This window comes from Romboutsia hominis (genome assembly GCF_900002575.1).
GTDB lineage: Bacteria > Bacillota > Clostridia > Peptostreptococcales > Peptostreptococcaceae > Romboutsia_C > Romboutsia_C hominis.
The window spans coordinates 1,177,473-1,196,082 of record NZ_LN650648.1 but is presented as its reverse complement, the minus strand read 5'-3'; the positions used below and the strand labels follow the sequence as shown (position 1 = coordinate 1,196,082).

Sequence of the window (18,610 nt, the reverse complement as noted above, 5' to 3'; positions counted from 1 at the left end):
ATAATTAATATTACTTTTATAACCTATTTTTCTCCTAAGAACATTTTTAAATCATCTTCAACATTAGTTATTCCACCTATACCAAAGTTTTCAACTAAAACTTTAGCTACATTTGGTGATAAGAATGCTGGTAATGTTGGTCCTAAATGTATATTTTTAACTCCAAGATATAATAATGATAATAATACTATTACAGCTTTTTGTTCATACCAAGCTATATTAAATGATATTGGTAAATCATTTATATCTTCAAGTTCAAATACTTCTTTAAGTTTTAATGCAATAAGTGCTAATGAGTAAGAATCATTACATTGTCCTGCATCTAATACTCTTGGTATTCCATTTATATCACCTAATGGTAACTTATTGTATTTATATTTAGCACATCCTGCTGTTAATATAACAGTATCTTGTGGTATAGCTTTTGCAAATTCTGTGTAGTAGTTTCTTGACTTAGCTCTTCCGTCACATCCACCCATTACAAAGAATCTCTTTATAGCTCCAGTTTTTATAGCATCTACTATTTTATCTGCAAGTGCAAATACTTGATTATGAGCAAATCCACCTACTATTTCTCCAGTTTCTATTTCAACTGGTGCTTTACATTTTTTAGCATGTTCTATTATTTGTGAGAAGTCTTTATCATCTTCTGAATTTCCTTTTATATGAGTACATCCAGCAAATCCTGCTGCTCCAGTAGTGTATACTCTATCTTTGTAACTATCCTTTGGAGGAACTATACAGTTTGTAGTCATTAATATTGGACCATTGAAGCTTTCAAATTCTTCTTTTTGCTTCCACCAAGCATTTCCATAGTTACCTACAAAGTGTGAATACTTTTTAAATGCTGGGTAATAATGAGCTGGTAACATTTCTGAGTGAGTATATACATCTACTCCTGTTCCTTCTGTTTGCTTAAGTAATAATTCTAAGTCTTTTAAATCATGTCCTGATATTAATATACCTGGATTATTTCTAACACCTATATTAACTTTAGTTATTTCTGGATGTCCATAAGTTCCAGTATTTGCACTATCAAGTAAAGCCATTGCATCTACCCCAACCTTACCTGTTTCTAGTGTTAATGCAACTAAATCATCTGCTGTTAAAGTGTTATCTAAAGTCTTAGCTAATGTACTTTGCATAAATGCATTTACTTCTTCACTATCATAACCTAGTGCATTAGCATGTTTCATATATGCAGACATTCCTTTTAATCCATATATTATAAGCTCTCTTAAACTTCTTATATCTTCATTTTCAGTAGCTAATACTCCTACTTTACTTGATTTTTCATCCATTTCTTCTTTAGTTGATGCATTCCATAAAGCTGCTTCTGATAAGTTTTCTTTATTTTCTAATGTAGCTAATAATTCTTCTTTAGTTGATAAAGTTTTTGCAACTCTTTCATAGAATACTAAATCATCAAAGTTAGCATTAGTTATTGTTGTAAATAAGTTTATAGTTACTAAATTATTAACTTCATCTGCTACTTTTTTTCCTTCATTTCTAAGTCTAGTTGTAACCTCTGATAATCCTTTAGTTACATATATTAATAAATCTTGCATTCTTGCTAGATCTGGTGATTTTCCACATACCCCAAATTTTGTACATCCTGTACATCCTGCTGTTTCTTGACATTGGAAACAGAACATTTTATTTTCCATAATTATTCCTCCATCACTGTTGTGTTTTCTTATCTTTAGAATACTCCTTATTGGTTATTTTTTCTGTAACGTATGTTACATTTTATAAAAATTTATAAGATTTTTTATTAATATAAATCATGATTGGTTATATATATCACAAAAGTTGTCTTAAAAAATATAATATAGTACAACTAAATTAGGATGTGATAATATTGAGAAATTTAAATTTGTCTAAGGTTAATGTAGTTATAGAACCACCATATACAGCTACGTCACCTATTAGATTTAGAAGGTATAATATACTTCACCTAGATAATCCAAGAGAAGTTAATTTATCTATTTCACCATACTTTTATAATCTAGATTTATATACTACTAGTACGAACTTAATATATAGTCAATGGTATTTTATATATGGTGATAGGTATCAAATAACTTTTGCAGTATTTGTTGGTGATTATCCTTATGATGTGGCTAAATATCGATCTGAAAAGTTTTTAGAGCTTCTTCCTATGTCTATAAGTGCTGTAGCTAATGGAGATAAAGGTCTTCTAGAAGCTAATCCTAGCTTATATGAAGCTCCTGTATATGTTAGATTCATCTCCTCCTACCCTCAATTTAATAAAATAGTTCCTTATAAATTTATTAAAGACTATATTGATGATAAAGTAGATGTATCTGTTAAATAAAAATAATTTTTTAATTTATTGGTATTTATAAAAAATGATTAGTACTTTGTATAATTTATAAAATAAGGAGGAACGAATCGTTCCTCCTTATTTTATTTAAATATCTCAATACTTCTATCTAGTATCCCAGTAAAGTAAGCTATAACTAAGCCATAGTTAGTTATAGGTATATTTTTTTCTTTGCATAGATTTATTTTGTTTATTACACTTTTTCTATTAACCATACAAGCCCCACAGTGTATTACTAAATCATAATTTTCTATGTCATTAGCAAAGTCATAACCTACCTTAAAATCAAAATCTAGCTTACCACCTGCTATTTTTTCTAGAATTTTAGGTATTTTAACTCTACCAATATCCTCATGACTTATATTGTGGGTACAACTTTCACACATTAATACTTTTTGACCTGGTTTTAAGTCTTTAAGTTTTCTAGCTCCATTTATAAAATCTTTAAGCTCTCCTTTTTGTCTAGCAAATAGTATTGAAAAACTTGTAAGCTTCATATCCTTTGGTATCATAGCATCTACTTCTTTAAATGCTTGTGAGTCAGTTATAACTAAATCTATATCTTTTAAATCTTTTATTGCGTCAACTAGTTCAGTGTCTCTTACCACATAAGTCTTTATGCCATGATCTAAACAATCTCTTATCACTTGGACTTGTGGAAGTATTATCCTACCTTTAGGAGCTTCTGAATCTATTGGTACTACTAATACAACTTTAGAACCATAATCTAGTAAGTCTCCTACTATTGGCCTATCTTCTTCTTCAGTTTCTAATTTTTTTATAATAGTTTCTTTTAAAGAATCTATATTAGTATTTTCTTTAGCTGATACATATATTGGATTTTTGAATTCTTTATTTATATTATCTATCTCATTGTTTTTTAGCTTATCTAATTTATTTACAACTACTATATGAGGTATATTATATTTATTAGCTTCCCTCTTCCAAGTCTTATATGTACTTATATCGGGATTTTTACCGTCTACTACATACATAGCAAAGTCTAATCTTTTTAAATAGTCATAGCTTTTTTTAATCCTCATTTTGCCTAATTCACTTTTATCTTCAAGACCTGCTGTATCTATTAATAATACTGGACCAAAAGGAATTAACTCCATAGCCTTTTGAACAGGGTCTGTTGTTGTTCCTTCTACACTAGATACTAGTGATATTTCTTGGCCTAATATTTTATTCATTAAAGAGGATTTACCACTATTAGTATTACCATATATCCCAATATGTTTTCTATTTGCATTTGGAGTATTGTTCATAATTACCTCCTAAAGATAGAAATCTCTTTCTCCAGACTTCATTTTCCCTAAACTTTCCTTTGTATAAGATTTAATATCTTCTCTTTCTATACTTTCGACTTCAGTGTTTATTATTTCTTGTGCTTTATCATATAACTCTTTATCTCCATAGTCTAATGTAAACTCATGAAGTGTCATAAGTGCATTAGGTTCACATACATATTTTATATTACCAGACTTGGCAAGTTGCATAAATCTATCTCCAGTTCTACCTTTTCTATAACATGCTGTACAGTAACTTGGTATATATCCATCATTTAATAATTCTTTTAGTATTTCTATAGGACTTCTCTCATCATTTGTCTTAAACTGTTTAGTTTCTTTTCCTTCTTCTCTTTCCTTATATCCACCAACACCAGTTGAAGAACCTGCAGATATTTGACTTACTCCATATTTTAATAGTTCTTTTCTCATAGCTGGAGTTTCTCTTGTTGAAAGTATAAGTCCTGTAAATGGTACTGCAATTCTAAGTATTGCTACTATCTTTTTAAACATTTTATCACTAAGTAAATGTGGATAATTTTCTAACGTAACCCCCTTAGCTTCTTGAAGTCTTGGTACTGATATAGTATGGAATCCTACACCATATTTTTCTTCTAAGTGAGCATTATGCATCATAAGTCCTAAAACTTCAAATCTAGGGTCTGCTAGTCCAAATAATACTCCAGCTCCTACATCATCTATTCCTGCCTGCATAGCTCTATCAAAAGCTGTTAAATGATAATTATAATCTCCTTTTATAGACTTAGGATGCATTAAATCATATGTTGGCTTATGATAAGTTTCTTGGAATAATATATACGTTCCTATTCCTTTCTCGTGAAGAGCTTTATAATTTTCTACAGTAGTCGCTGCTATATTTACATTAACTCTTCTTATTTCTCCATTTGCATTTTGAGTTTTATATATTGTATCTAAACATTCTAATACATAATCTATAGGTGCATTAACAGGGTCCTCTCCAAGTTCTAATGCTAACCTTTTATGTCCCATTTGTTCAAGTATTCTTACTTCTTCTGCTACTTCATCCATTGTAAGTCTTCTTCTATTAAACTTATTATCTCTTTGATAACCACAGTACACACAGTTATTTACACAGTAATCACTTACATAAAGTGGTGCAAATACTACTATTCTTTTTCCATAGATGTCTTTTTTAATTTGCCCTGCTAATGAATATATCTCTTCTAAATCTTTCTCATCTTCAGCTTGAAGAAGTATTGCTATATCTTTATAAGATAATCCTTCTCTTTTTTTAGCTTTATTTAATACTTCTTTTATCTCTTCATTTGAAGGATTTTTAGTTTCCTCTAATATTTTGTATATATATTCATGATCTATAAACATTTAAAACATCTCCTTTAGTTAAATTTAAGTAACATTTATTAATTTGTGCTTTTAAAACTTATACTATTTTCATATTAGCCTCTAAAATCAGGATTATCTCCTCTAGTTATTTCAACTTCAAATCCAGCTTCTTTTATTTTTTCTTCAGTTAATCTTCTATATTCTGCATCTTCATCTAATATGTATGCTTTATTATTGTATAGAGAATATTTTTTTCTAACACTCATAGGTGATAAATTTGGCATTATAACATTTCCACCAGCTTTAAGGCCTGCATTTCTTCCATTTTTATCAATACTTGATAAGGCAGTTGTTGCAGGAAGTAATACTTTTGGAAGTAATAATCTAACTATAGCTAAACATATTACAGTTTTTTCTAAGCTCCCATGAGGATAGTCCTTAAGTGGAGTATCTTTATGAGGAATAAAAGGTCCTATTCCACACATTGCAGGTTCAAACTCCTTTACAAACCTTAAATCATTAGCTAAATCTTCATTAGTTTGATTTGGTATTCCTACCATAAATCCTGCTCCTGCTTGATATCCTATTTCCTTTAGATTTTTTAAGCAATTAAATCTAACTTCATAGGGTTCTCCTGGATGAATAGATTCATATAGCTTCTTAGATGCACTTTCATGTCTTAATAAATATCTATCCGCACCTGCTTTAAACATTTTTTCATAAGATTCATAACTTCTCTCACCTAAAGATAAAGTTAAAGCATTATTTGGAAATTCATTTTTTATAGCAGTTATAATTTCTACCATAACATCATCAGTATAATATGCATCTTCACCACCCTGAAGTACAAAAGTTTTATATCCTAGCTTATCTCCTTTTCTAACGCATTCTAAAACTTCATCAATATTTAGTCTATATCTCTCGGCACTTTTATTACTCCTTCTAAGCCCACAATACAAACAATCCTTCTTACAAAAGCTTGTAAGTTCTATAAGCCCTCTTAAATAAACTTTATTTGAATAAGTTCTCATTCTCGTTTCATGAGCTTTTTCTATTAGAAGATTTTTTTCTTCTTCATTTATATTATCAAGTAGATAAAGTAATTCTTCTTTGCTTGCGTCATTTTCACTATATAGTTTATTTATTATATCTATAACATTCATTAATATCACCTCTTTAATTGAGTTAAAATAAAATCTCAATACTACTTAAAATAAGTTTTAAGCACTATTAAAATTTCATTTAATATATTCAAATTAAAATTTTATTATTTTAATTAATTTTCAAAAAATTTTTTAATCAATTTATCAGAGTCTCAAAATGCATAAGTTTTATGAATTAACTATAAAACTCATGTATTCTGAGACATATTATATTAAATATTCCTTTGTACTAAATTATTCATATAAATAACTTTTTATCCAATGCTTTTTTCTTCACTTTTAGCATTATCAACTTTAACATCTCCACGACCTAACATATAATATTTAGAATCAAATTCTGTATGTAAAAGTTCATGAGATACATGAGATAATGGTTTTTCAAAGAATTCATCATAAGCTTTTATAACTTCTGGGTTTTCATAGCTACATTTTACATTTATATGAGCATCTTTATTGTATAATCCTTCTATACGCTTTAATCTTATTTCATTAGTTACTTTCTTTTTAGGCTGTTTAGGTTGTCCAGCCCCACCTATACATCCACCTTTACATGTCATTACCTCTACAAATTGATAATCTACTTCACCACTTTTTATTTTTTCCATTAAAGCTTCCGCATTATTTGTAGTTTGAACAGCAGCAACTTTTATAACTTTATCTTCTATTTGAAGTGTAGCTTCTTTAACTCCTTCAAGACCTCTAACTGGCTTAAAATCTAATAATTCTTTAGTTGGTCTCTCTCCTGTTAATACATGATAAGCTGTTCTTACTGCAGCTTCCATAACTCCACCACTATTACCAAATATAATACCAGCTCCACTACCTTGTCCCATTAGGTCATCAAAGTTAGAACCTTCTAAAGCTTCAAAATCTATATCTTCTTCTCTTATCCACTTAGCTAGCTCTTTAGTAGTTAATATGTAATCATTGTCTCTTAATCCTTCTATATTATTGTATTTGCTAGAAGAATTCATTTCAGGTCTACTTATTTCATATTTTTTAGATGTACATGGTGTTATTGTTACATTTACTATTTTAGCTGGATCTATATTTGCTTCTTTAGCAAAGTATGTTTTTATAGCAGCTCCTTGTATACCTATTGGACTTTTAGTTGTAGATAGATTTGGTATAAACTCTGGGTAGAAAGTTTCTACATACTTAACCCAAGATGGACAACAACTTGTAAATTGAGGTAAGTTCTCACTTTTATTGATGATTCTGTCAACTAACTCATTTGCTTCTTCCATTATTGTCATATCCGCACCAAAAGTTACATCAAATACATACTCTCCACCTAATTTTCTAAGTGCAGCTACCATTTTATCTTCAACATATGAACCTACTTCATATCCAAACTCTTCTCCAAGTGCAACTCTAACTGCTGGAGCTGTATTAAATATTACTATTTTTTCAGGATCATTTATAGCTTCTTTAACTTTTTGATAGTCTTCTACTTGAGTTATAGCTCCTACTGGACATGCTACTGCACATTGTCCACAATGTATACATATAGCTACATCACCTGTTTCCTCTAGGTTAAATCTTCCAGCAACAGCTATATCATTATCACAAGTACGTTTACATAATCCGCACTTTATGCACTTATCGTAATCAATTTGTATAGCTGGATTGTCTAATTCTACTGGTACAACTTTTTCTGTAAATAAATGTTTCATGATTTTTCCCCTCTGCTACTTTATTTTATTGTCTAAAAAAATTTAATCATCTTATATGACAACCCTCTAATATTTATAAGGTTGTCATATAGTGCTTTAAACTTTAAACTATGGTTTTTATATATTAGATTTGCCATTTTTCGACATATCTAATATAAATTTATATACCCAAATTTTTAATTTATTATCATATTTTTTAATTTTTTTATTTTTTATTAAGAAAACATTTCCCATTTAATTACAAATTTGTATATTTTCCATTTTACTTTGACTTATATAGCCATTTTCAATTATAATCTACTAATGAATGGATTTTTTTACATGAGGAGGAAAATATGTCTTTTTTAGAGAAATTTAAAAACAAAAAAGTTATGATTGGGGTAAGTGCAGTAGTAATAATAGCACTTGGAAGCGGTTATTTTATTTATAGGAATAATAAAATAAATAATGAAGTAAATGAGTTAAATGCTCAAATAGAAACTTACACTATAGCAGATAGTGAAAAGGTATTTATAAATGGGGTTATAGTACCTACTCAAACAAAAGACTTTAATCCTTCTACTGAGGGTGAAATAAGTAAGTTAAATGTTACAAATGGTAAGATTGTAAAACAAGGGGATTTATTATTTACAACTAAAAATCAAAATATACTAGATGAAATAGATGGTCTTAAAGCTCAAGTTAATGAACTTAAAAAAGCAAATACAGAAAATGACCCTACTATAAAAACAGAAATAAACAAAATAAATGCACAAATATCAGCACTAGATAAAAAAGCTTATGTAAATACTTATGCACCTTTTGCTGGTAAAGTTTATCTAAATAATAATGAATCTGAAAATAATAATATGCAAGGTCAAACTTCATCATTTATGACACTTATAAGTTCAACATTTTATATGCAAGGTCAAGTAAGTGAACAAGATTTAGTCAAACTTCAAATGGATGATCCTGTAGATGTATTAGTATTTTCAAATAACAAAAATTTAAGTGGTAGAATTAGCTTTATATCAGATAGACCAACTACTAATACTAATGAAATGAATATGGGCAATCAAGGAAATATGTCTTACTATGATGTTAATGTATCTTTTGAAAATCAAGAAGGTTTAGTTAATGGATTCCATGTTCAAGGTTCTGTAAAAGTTAATAATTCATTAGTTAAGGTACCAACAACTGCAATATTAGAAAATAAAGAAGACGGTACAGCTTATGTATTTAAAGATTTGGATGGAATACTAAAAAAACAAATAGTCGAAATACATGACAAAAATGAAGAATTTAGTGTAATCAGTTCTGGTCTTGAACCAAATGATATAGTTATTAGATATATATCACCTGAAATGAAAGAAGGCGACCCAGTAAACACAGATAATGCAGGTGCTAATAATACACCTTCAAATGTAGATGATTCTACTGAAACTACTACTGAAGGAGCTGAGAATTAATTTGAGTAATGTAATTAGACTAGAAAATATAGAAAAATATTATAAAGTTGGAAAAGATAGACTTCATGTTCTAAAATCTCTAAATCTTGAAATAGAAGAAGGAGAATTTGTAATGATAATGGGTAAGTCAGGTAGTGGTAAAACTACCTTACTTAATTCCCTAGGTCTTTTAGATAAATTTGATGAGGGTAAGTATTTCTTTTTTGATAAAGATGTTACTAATCTTAGTGAAAATCAAAAATCTGACTTTAGAAATAAAAATATTGGATTTATATTCCAACAGTTTAATCTAATAGAGAGTTTAGATATTTATCAAAATGTAGAACTTCCATTACTTTATAGCAATCACTTAAATAAGGCTCAAAGACAAGAGATAATACTAGAAAAATTAGATTCAGTTGGTCTTGGTGATAAAGCAAAATCTAGACCTCTTCAATTGTCTGGTGGACAGCAACAAAGAGTAGCTATTGCTCGTGCACTTGTTAACAATCCATCATTAATATTTGCAGATGAACCAACAGGAGCACTTGATAGTGAAACTAGTAATGATATAATGAACGTTTTAAAAAAGTTAAATGAAGAAGGTAAAACTATAATAATGGTTACTCATGATAGTGATTTAATAAAATATGCCACTAAAGTCATAAGACTTAAAGATGGTGTATTATCATCGGAGGTATAACCTATGAATATGATGAAAAATGCATTAACTAATTTAAAAGGACATAAACTTAGAGTCTTTATAACTCTAGTTTGGATAATAATAGGTATTACCTCTGTAATACTTGTAAGTTCTATTGGTAATGGTGTTAAAAAAGAAGTTCTAAAATCAGTTAGCAAAGTTAATCCTAACAAAACTCAAATATACTTTGAACCTACTAACTCTAATATGGCAGGTATGACAAGCTTTTTATCTCCATTTAAACTTAAAGATTTAGAAGAGTTATCATTTTTAGAAGGTGTTGAAAAAATTGGACCTGCTAAAGATGATTTTGCTATGAATTCTATGTTTTATTCTGAAGCTTATTTTGATAAAAAAGCTACATATGTTGATGTTTCACCATTAAAAGATGATACTACTTTAAATCCTCTATATGGAAGAAGTTTTTCTTATGAAGACGAAAATAGAAAAGTTATTATAATAACTCTACAAAATGCAACTGATCTATTTGGAACTCCTGAAGATGCTTTAGGTAAAGGTATAAGTATAAATGGAAATATATATGAAGTAATAGGCGTTATAGACGAAAGTTCCGTTGTTAAAAAAGAAAAGGAAAAATCTAATTCTTTTGAATCTATGTATTATGGAGATATGGATTATCTAACTTCATATATGCCAAAAAAAGCTTTAGATGTGCTAATGAATCAAAATATGTATCCAACTGATATATACCAATTAGATTTAGTTGTATCTAATGGATATGATTTATTTGAAACAGCTTCTAGAGTAACACAAAAACTTCATGAACTTCATCCGGATATAGAAGGAACTTATCAAGTTCATGATCCTAGTGAACAAACTAAAGCACTTGAATCTATGGTAAATAATATAAATATGTTTATAACTGTAATCACTGCTATTTCTATGTTTGTTGGTGGTGTTGGGGTTATGAATATTATGTATATATCAGTAATGGAACGTCAAAGAGAAATCGGTATAAGACGTGCTATAGGAGCTAAACCTCGAGATATAATGTTACAGTTTTTAACAGAATCTGTATTTATAACAGTTTTAGGTGGTATACTTGGTATAATAATAGGATTTATAGTTGTAAACTATGCATCTAGTTACCTACCATTTAAAGCTATAGTTAATATAAATAGCTTATTCTATGCCTTTATTGCTACTATTGTAACAGGAGTTATTTTTGGTATAGTACCAGCTTTTAAAGCATCTAGATTAGATCCTATTAAAGCTATATATAAATAAATACTTTAATTTAACGTATATTTCATACTAACTAAATAATAACGATGTTTAAATAATAAAAAAGGAGCGTCTTTAAAAGACACTCCCTTTTTTATTATTACATGCTTATTATCTTTGCTAATGATACTATTACAATTAAGTGAACTGGATAGAACCAATAAAACATCCATTTTATAAACTTATTAGATATTCCTAATTTTCCATTGTACATAAGTATTGGAATTATTGCAAATACCATCATCCATTGGTAATCCCATAAAAATGCAGCATCTATAAAATCAGGTCCAATCATAGTTACTAGTCCAAGTAAACTAAACACAATGTAAGCTAAGACCATACAAACCTTTTTTTCTCTTAATAAGTAGAATATTAATACCATACCTACTCCATATAAAGATGCTTCTGTAAAAAATCCTGCTATTCCAAATAAAATAGCTAATAAAATTTTCCAATTTAGAATACTAAATTTATCCGTACTTGATTTTGCATATTCTATCATGCTTAACATACAAACTGCAAATCCTAATGATAAAAATATATTATTTGGTATCTTAAACACTATATCTACCCCTATCATTAATACAGCCATTGAGAAAAGTCTTTGTATATATTTGCTTTTACTTCTTGTATGATAAAAACCTTCAACTATTAAATAGAAAAATATCGGTGCAGCTAACTTTCCTAAATATCCAAACCATATAGGTACTTGATTGTTTAATGCTCCATTCATATAAGTATAAATATGATCCATAGCCATAAATATAATAGCCATAATTTTTAATGTAAAATTACTAAATAATTTCATTTATGTCCTCCTGTATTGATTTGTGATATTATTTTATTATTTTTTGTTAATACGTACCATCGATTTAGATTACATTATACTTACAAATTTGTAATGTAATAGTGTTTTAAGTCAAAAAAATAACATAAGCCTAATATTAGGCTTATGTTATTTTTTATTATATACACTCTTTATCAGATAAACTTAGATTACCATCTACTATAGATATTATTCTATCTGCTTTTTTAGCTATATTTTCATTATGAGTTATCATTATAAGAGTTTGATTATATTTTTTTATAGATGTCTTAAGAAGTTCCATAACCTCCTCAGTAGTTTTAGTATCTAAGTTTCCTGTTGGTTCATCTGCAAGTATTATACTAGGTTTTGATGATAGTGCACGAGCTATTGCTACTCTCTGTTGTTGTCCACCTGATAACTGATTAGGAAGATGTGTTTTTCTATCACTAATTCCTAGTAAATCCATTAAGTCATTTATATATTCTTTATCAACTTTTCTATTATCTAATTTTACTGGCAATTCTATATTTTCAGCTACGTTAAGTACAGGTATTAAATTGTATTGTTGAAATACAAATCCAACTTTTTGTCTTCTATATTTTGCTAGTTCCTTATCACTTAAGCAACATATATCTTTCCCATCTACTTTTATAGTTCCACTACTTGGTCTTTCCAGTCCTCCTACTAAATGTAGGAATGTACTTTTTCCGCTTCCACTAGGTCCTACTATTGCAACAAATTCCCCTTTGTTTATCTTTAAATTAGCATCATTTAATGCATGTACAGTTGTTTCTTTTTTTCCATATATTTTACCTAAATTAATAGTTTCAAGTATAACCATAATAAATCCCTCTATTCTATAATATTTATAGCATCTACTATATTAGTTTCTTTTATTTTTCTTGCTGGTAAATATGTAGCAAGTAATCCTATTACTATATTAACTGCTATTATAAGTAGATAAAGTTTATAGTCAATAGCAAACTCTATGCCTATAATTTCAAATCCAAGTCTTTTATACATTCTGATTTGAAGTAGTATACCTAACACTATTACTATAGCACTTGAGAATAAACCATAAAGTATTCCTTCGTATACTATCATGTTTTTAAAATCTTTATCACTTATTCCAACTGCTCTTAACATTCCAAATTCGCTAGTTCTTGATGTTAGGTTATAACTTACGTTGTTTATTATATTAAACATACTTATTACAAATAGAACAGCAACTATACCATAGTTATATATTAAGAATTTCTCATTCATCTTAGCATCATCTTCTTTATCTTTAATCATGTCTATAGTAGTAGTTCCTGGCACTTTACTACCTATTTTACCTAATTGTTTATTTATAGATTCATGGTCTGCTCCATCTTTTATTGTTGCATATACTAAATCATAATTATCTAAATTAGTTATATTTTTAAATTGATTATCACTAATTATAACGTCTACTCCATTTTCTCCACTATACATACTATCATCTGCATAAGGATAATCAACTATTGCTCCTACTTTAAATTCATATTCATCATATTCATAGTTATCTTTACCTTGCCAATATTTTTGTGTATCTATTTTACCTTTTGGATATTTTACTTTTACAGTATCCCCTACTTTTATATCAACTATTGGTTTTCCATAAGTACTATCTCCTACATCATAATAATCCTTGTAATCTTTATAAGGTTCATAAGCATGTGGAATATATACTACTGCTAAATTTTCTTTTTTCATTTTTTCTTTATTTATCTCACCACTTACTATGTGATTATTTAATTCATCTAGCATTTCATCATTATAGCCTTTTAATTTTTGTTTTAATAGGTATCCATTGTTTTCTTTATCTTCTATTAAAAGTCCATTTAGTACTTTTCCAACATAACCACCCTTAGATTGGCTTTCATAAAATTTCATATTTAAAATATCGTCTTTTTTAATTGGCATTCTACTATTTAATATTTTAGCAGTTTGAACTTTATCAATACCATTTATATTTTTTATGTCTTTTACATCTTCATCTTTTAAACCATTTTCTTCATCAATACTTCCATTGACACTTAGCATAAAATCTCCTTGCCAATATAATTTTTTGTAATTATTTTCATTTCTTTCCTTGCTTCCCGTTAAGCTATAATCAGTTTTTATAATCATTATCCCACCTATACTCATAGAAAACATAATCATTATAAATGCTTTTTTATTTCTAAATATATTTTTTAAAGATATATTTTTAGTAGGTGATATATTCTTACTTAGTCTTGATATTATAAAATTACTTCTTTTGATTTTATCTTTATTAAAATTTCTTCTTATAGCTTCAATTGGTGATATTCTTCTTATTTTTATATAAGTTAGTATACTTATAACAAACATTACTAAAAGTATGCATACTATAGATAGTAAAATAACTTGTGTTGGTATAACAAATGGTGTTTCCTTTACTGGTCCTTCAAACTCTATATTCCCTGCAAATTTATTAAATAATTGTGCTCCACCAATTCCAAGTATTATGCCTATAGGAATTGATACTACACTTAATATTAAAAGCTCATATAACATAAGTAAAAATACTTTTAAATTAGTAGCTCCTATTGCTCTTAATACTCCATACTCTCTTATTCTTTGATATATTGATGTAGTGTATATACTATATATTACAAGTCCTGCAAATAAACTAAGTACTATAGATGTATTTTTGCTTTCTGAATCTAATCTTCCATTATTTCTTGCAGAATCTACAAGCATAGAGTTTATCCCAGCTTGTTTTTCTTTATCTATTTTAGCTTCTTTTATTATATTTGATATGTTTTTACTTATATCACTATTTTCATTAAATTCTACATGAGCTGTAAAGTTATTAAGTTTATTTTCATCTAAACCTAAAAACATTTCACATCTTCCAACACTTTTATCTTTATACCTATCTTTAAGTATTCCAACTACCTTAAAAGTTTCAGGTTTTTCTTTATTGTATAATTTAAAAGTTATTTCTTGATTTAGTTTGGGCTCAAGCCCCATACTATTTAAAATCCACTCTTCTACTACTACTTCATTATTTCCCTTTGGAAATCTTCCTTTTAAAAGTTCAGTATCACTATTTAAATAATTTTTATCTGAATAAAGTATATTTATAGGTAGTTTTTCACCAACATCACTGGATGCATAATAAGATGTTATGCCTAAATCTTTTATGTCTCTTCCATTTTTAACAGTTTTAAGTTGGTCTTTGTTTATATCTTTAAAATATGCATGATACTTTCCAGTTTCTCTTTTTAATCTATCCAAGTCTGCTTGTTGTGCGCTTCTTGATAATGTCCCAACGCCTACTATTAATGCACTAGCAAGTACTACACTAAGTACTATAGCCAATGACCTTGATTTGTAGCTTTTTATATATTTAAAAACTATCTCCAAATCATTTTTCATATTCACCACTTCCTTCCTTTTGATTAATTTGATTATAGCTTCTTTAAAAAAATGTATCAAACTGCATTTTTTCAAGTTTTTAATGGTTTTGTGTACAAATTCATATATCTATATTCAAGTTTAAAACCTTTGTTTGCAAATTTCCACTTTTTACATATTTTTTTATAAATGTTATAATTTAATTAAAGAATCGAAAACTTAGGGGGAATTATGAATAATATTTATATCTTACCTGTATACATACTTCTTTTGTTTATAGGTACTAGCCTTTTATTTAATAGATATGAATTTTATAGGAAACTTTCTTTAAATAAAAAGTCTTTGTTATCATTTTTTGTATCATTTATAACATTTTTATTATTTAATATTTTATATAAACACATATTGTTTGAGGTTATAAATGATTATTTTTTAAGGGGCATTATTAAAACTTCATTATCTTTTGTTTTAATAATTATTTGTATATATATTGGAAATAAATTTATCAAGTTAGTAGATGATAATATTATTAAAGAAAAAAATCTAAATGCTTCAAATAATAAAATAGAGCATAAAGATAATATTATTGCAAAACTTCGAAGTCAAAAACATGATTATCTAAAGCATCTTCAAGTAGTATATTCTTTATTAAATACTGGGCTTACTAATGATGCTAAAGAATATATAACAAATATATCTAATAACTTTAGAAGTAAAACTTCAAGATATGGTAAAGTATCTTACCTTGATGCTATAGCTTCATTAAAATATGAAGAATGTCTTATGAAAAATATAACTTTTGATGTTTATATACAAGATTTTATAGACAATCTAATTATAGAGCCTAATGAAATGAGCTCTGTACTTCTTAATATAATAGATAATGCAATTGATTCATTATCTACAATATCTAAAGATAATAAATACATCAAACTATTTGTCTATGAAGATGAATTTCAATATGTTATATCTATAAAAAACAACGGCCCTAAAATATATAACACTGATGCAATATTTTTAGAAGGCTACTCTACTAAAGATGGTACAGATAGAGGTTATGGTCTTTATTTAGTAAAAAATATATTAGATAAATATGGGTATTATATATTTGCAAATAGTGATGATTTTTTAACAGAATTTACTATACTAATACCCAAATATAATTAACTAGGAGATTTATATGATAAAAGTTTTAATATGTGATGATGATAAAGCTATAAGAGATGATATAGAAAATATATTAAAAGAATCTGGATATGTAGATTATATAAAAAAAGTTAAAAATGGAATTGAGGCTATAGAGTTTATTAAATCTGAAAAAATAGATTTACTTATAATTGATATTGATATGCCTTATAAAAATGGAATTGAAACTGCTAAAGAAATAACTTCTATTGACAAAGATATTCATATAATTTTTGTTACTGGCTTTTCAGATTATAGCTTAGAAAGCTTTAAAGTTCATCCTGTTGATTTTATAGTCAAGCCATTTACTAGGGATAAAATAATTGATTCTGTAAATATAGCTATTGACCATATAAATTCTCATAAGTTAGCTAAAACAAATTTTATAGATGATACCTTATTTGTATATAAAATAAGAAAGCAAATACATATGCTAAATTTTGATGATATAGTTATGTTTGAAAAGAATTCTAGAGCTATAAACTTATATACTAAAGACCACGATATTATAAAATTTTATGAGAACTTTGATGATTTAGAAAAAAGAATACCTCCAAATTTTTTCAAATCACATAAAAGTTACATAGTTAATCTAAAATTAATTCATAAAGTTATTCCTACTAATAGGTCTTCTTTAGAAATAAGGTTTATTAATTTTCAAGAAAGTGCAACTCTAAGTAAAACCTTAGAAAAAGATTTTTTATACAGATTTTATAGAACTAAAAGATTTTAAATATAAAGAAGGTATATAAATTATTGTAATTTATATACCTTCTTTCTCAATTCAATTGTATTTGTTACTCAAATCTTTCATAAAATAGAGAATTTATAATTTCATTCCAATCAAAAATACTATATTCAGATTAAACTTTTCTGTATATAGTATTGATATTATTTTTATTATATTATTCAAATATAGCTGATTGCTCTTTGTCTTTTATTTTAGATATAACCTCTTCACCTTTACTTATAATATATACAACACATATTCCTATAGTTAAAAATCCAATTCTTAATGCTATAGATGTTGGCGTATTAAATATAAACATAGATGCCACTAAAGCATTTATAGCTACGAAAAACATCTTTATTTTATATTCGTATATGAATGTATATATATATCCTAAGCTAAGGGTTACAAAAGTAAAGTATTTTTCTGGCACCAATACTTTAAATAATATAACAAAAGCTATAGCTCCTAATATTGTACTTATAAGTCTTTCTTTCATACGCTGTTTTGAATCTTCATGTTGTGGTTGAGTTAGTGACATTACTGCTATAGTAATCCACATAGCCTTTTGAGTATTTAAAACCCTCCCTATAAGTATTGCTATACTTATACCTATTGCCATTTTTACTGCAAATCTAAACCTTTCACTAGAAAAATCTATATTTTCTTTACATAAATCTTCTTTTATAGATTTTTTTGATATTTGTTTTTTATAATGACTTATATAAAGTGTTAAAGCCATTATAACTCCACCTATAAAAGATGCTACTACCCTCATAATAGCTTGTGTTTCATCAATAGGTGTTCCATCTAAGAATACATAAAGTAAAATAAATGGTAAAAATACTTTTGTTTGTAAATTTTCTGATGTTATATAGATTACCATAAATACTGATATAAGGTTTATTAATATCCCAAGTAATATTCCAACTTGACTAGTTAAATATGTAACTATTCCTATAAAAGTAAATAATCCTATAGTTATAAATACAGATTCTTTGACATTGTATCCTAAATCTATATCCTTAAACATTAATGCACCTGTTATTACTGTTACCCCTGTTAGGGTATTTTCCGTTCCAAATAAAAAAGAGAACATATTTACAAATGCTATTATGATAATAAGTAAAATTAACTTATTAATCATTAATCTTTTAGTAATATTTGTTTCCAAATTCATCCCTCATTTCATATTTGTTTAAACTATTATACCGATATGAATACTTAATCAGTAATCATTTTTTTAATTAAAATTATAATTACTTTTCTTATAATCAAGGAGTAATTATACTACTATAAA

At 27.1% G+C, this 18,610-nt stretch carries 15 protein-coding genes; 6 read left to right on the top strand and 9 right to left on the bottom strand.

Going from position 1 to position 18,610, the window contains the following annotated elements; translation table 11 throughout:
- Positions 1–23 precede the first annotated feature (23 nt).
- Positions 24–1,667, bottom strand: coding sequence for a hydroxylamine reductase (gene hcp / locus FRIFI_RS05720; RefSeq protein WP_092926204.1), 1,644 nt, complete (start codon positions 1,665–1,667; stop codon positions 24–26).
- A 194-nt stretch (positions 1,668–1,861) separates the two neighbouring features.
- Here hcp and FRIFI_RS05715 point away from each other — a divergent pair, with 194 nt between their 5' ends.
- Positions 1,862–2,338 carry a staygreen family protein gene (locus tag FRIFI_RS05715; protein ID WP_166505275.1) on the top strand — a complete coding sequence of 159 codons (477 nt, stop codon included), beginning with the start codon at positions 1,862–1,864 and terminating at the stop codon, positions 2,336–2,338.
- A gap of 92 nt (positions 2,339–2,430) precedes the next feature.
- On the opposite strand, the gene hydF is transcribed toward FRIFI_RS05715, so the two are convergent.
- The 4 genes from hydF to FRIFI_RS05695 all read right to left on the bottom strand — a co-directional run bounded on the left by hydF (position 2,431) and on the right by FRIFI_RS05695 (position 7,804).
- Entirely contained in the window at positions 2,431–3,618 is a 1,188-nt protein-coding gene (gene hydF / locus FRIFI_RS05710) for a [FeFe] hydrogenase H-cluster maturation GTPase HydF (protein WP_166505274.1), read from the bottom strand.
- 9 nt (positions 3,619–3,627) lie between these two features.
- Entirely contained in the window at positions 3,628–5,004 is a 1,377-nt protein-coding gene (gene hydG, locus FRIFI_RS05705; RefSeq protein ID WP_092926210.1) for a [FeFe] hydrogenase H-cluster radical SAM maturase HydG, read from the bottom strand.
- 74 nt (positions 5,005–5,078) lie between these two features.
- Positions 5,079–6,128 carry a [FeFe] hydrogenase H-cluster radical SAM maturase HydE gene (gene hydE, locus FRIFI_RS05700; protein WP_092926212.1) on the bottom strand — a complete coding sequence of 350 codons (1,050 nt, stop codon included), beginning with the start codon at positions 6,126–6,128 and terminating at the stop codon, positions 5,079–5,081.
- A gap of 254 nt (positions 6,129–6,382) precedes the next feature.
- On the bottom strand, positions 6,383–7,804 hold the full coding sequence (locus tag FRIFI_RS05695) for a [FeFe] hydrogenase, group A (RefSeq protein WP_092926214.1): 1,422 nt from the start codon (positions 7,802–7,804) through the stop codon (positions 6,383–6,385).
- 335 nt (positions 7,805–8,139) lie between these two features.
- On the opposite strand from FRIFI_RS05695, the gene FRIFI_RS05690 reads away from it, so the two are divergent.
- Genes FRIFI_RS05690 through FRIFI_RS05680 form a run of 3 tightly spaced genes read left to right on the top strand, consistent with a single transcriptional unit; the run spans position 8,140 to position 11,182 of the window.
- A complete protein-coding gene (locus FRIFI_RS05690; RefSeq protein ID WP_166505273.1) occupies positions 8,140–9,252 on the top strand; it encodes an efflux RND transporter periplasmic adaptor subunit in 1,113 nt (370 codons plus the stop codon).
- Position 9,253: 1 nt separating this feature from the next.
- Positions 9,254–9,934, top strand: a complete 681-nt coding sequence (locus FRIFI_RS05685) for an ABC transporter ATP-binding protein (protein ID WP_330405593.1) — start codon at positions 9,254–9,256, stop codon at positions 9,932–9,934.
- 3 nt (positions 9,935–9,937) lie between these two features.
- Positions 9,938–11,182: an ABC transporter permease gene (locus FRIFI_RS05680; protein ID WP_166505271.1), complete on the top strand. Its 1,245-nt coding sequence runs from the start codon at positions 9,938–9,940 to the stop codon at positions 11,180–11,182.
- Positions 11,183–11,279: 97 nt separating this feature from the next.
- Here the strand turns inward: FRIFI_RS05680 and FRIFI_RS05675 are convergent, their stop codons facing one another.
- From FRIFI_RS05675 to FRIFI_RS05665, 3 genes are all read right to left on the bottom strand, one after another.
- On the bottom strand, positions 11,280–11,987 hold the full coding sequence (locus tag FRIFI_RS05675) for a TraX family protein (RefSeq protein ID WP_166505270.1): 708 nt from the start codon (positions 11,985–11,987) through the stop codon (positions 11,280–11,282).
- A 157-nt stretch (positions 11,988–12,144) separates the two neighbouring features.
- Positions 12,145–12,828, bottom strand: a complete 684-nt coding sequence (locus FRIFI_RS05670; protein ID WP_166505269.1) for an ABC transporter ATP-binding protein — start codon at positions 12,826–12,828, stop codon at positions 12,145–12,147.
- 11 nt (positions 12,829–12,839) lie between these two features.
- Entirely contained in the window at positions 12,840–15,416 is a 2,577-nt protein-coding gene (locus FRIFI_RS05665; RefSeq protein WP_166505268.1) for an ABC transporter permease, read from the bottom strand.
- A gap of 210 nt (positions 15,417–15,626) precedes the next feature.
- On the opposite strand from FRIFI_RS05665, the gene FRIFI_RS05660 reads away from it, so the two are divergent.
- The gene (locus FRIFI_RS05660) at positions 15,627–16,562 is read left to right on the top strand and encodes a sensor histidine kinase (protein WP_092926228.1); all 936 of its coding nucleotides are present in this window, start codon (positions 15,627–15,629) and stop codon (positions 16,560–16,562) included.
- Between the two features lie 13 nt (positions 16,563–16,575).
- Entirely contained in the window at positions 16,576–17,313 is a 738-nt protein-coding gene (locus FRIFI_RS05655) for a LytR/AlgR family response regulator transcription factor (protein ID WP_092926230.1), read from the top strand.
- Between the two features lie 172 nt (positions 17,314–17,485).
- Here FRIFI_RS05655 and FRIFI_RS05650 read toward each other — a convergent pair whose 3' ends face one another.
- A complete protein-coding gene (locus tag FRIFI_RS05650) occupies positions 17,486–18,484 on the bottom strand; it encodes an FUSC family protein (RefSeq protein ID WP_166505267.1) in 999 nt (332 codons plus the stop codon).
- Positions 18,485–18,610 lie beyond the last annotated feature (126 nt).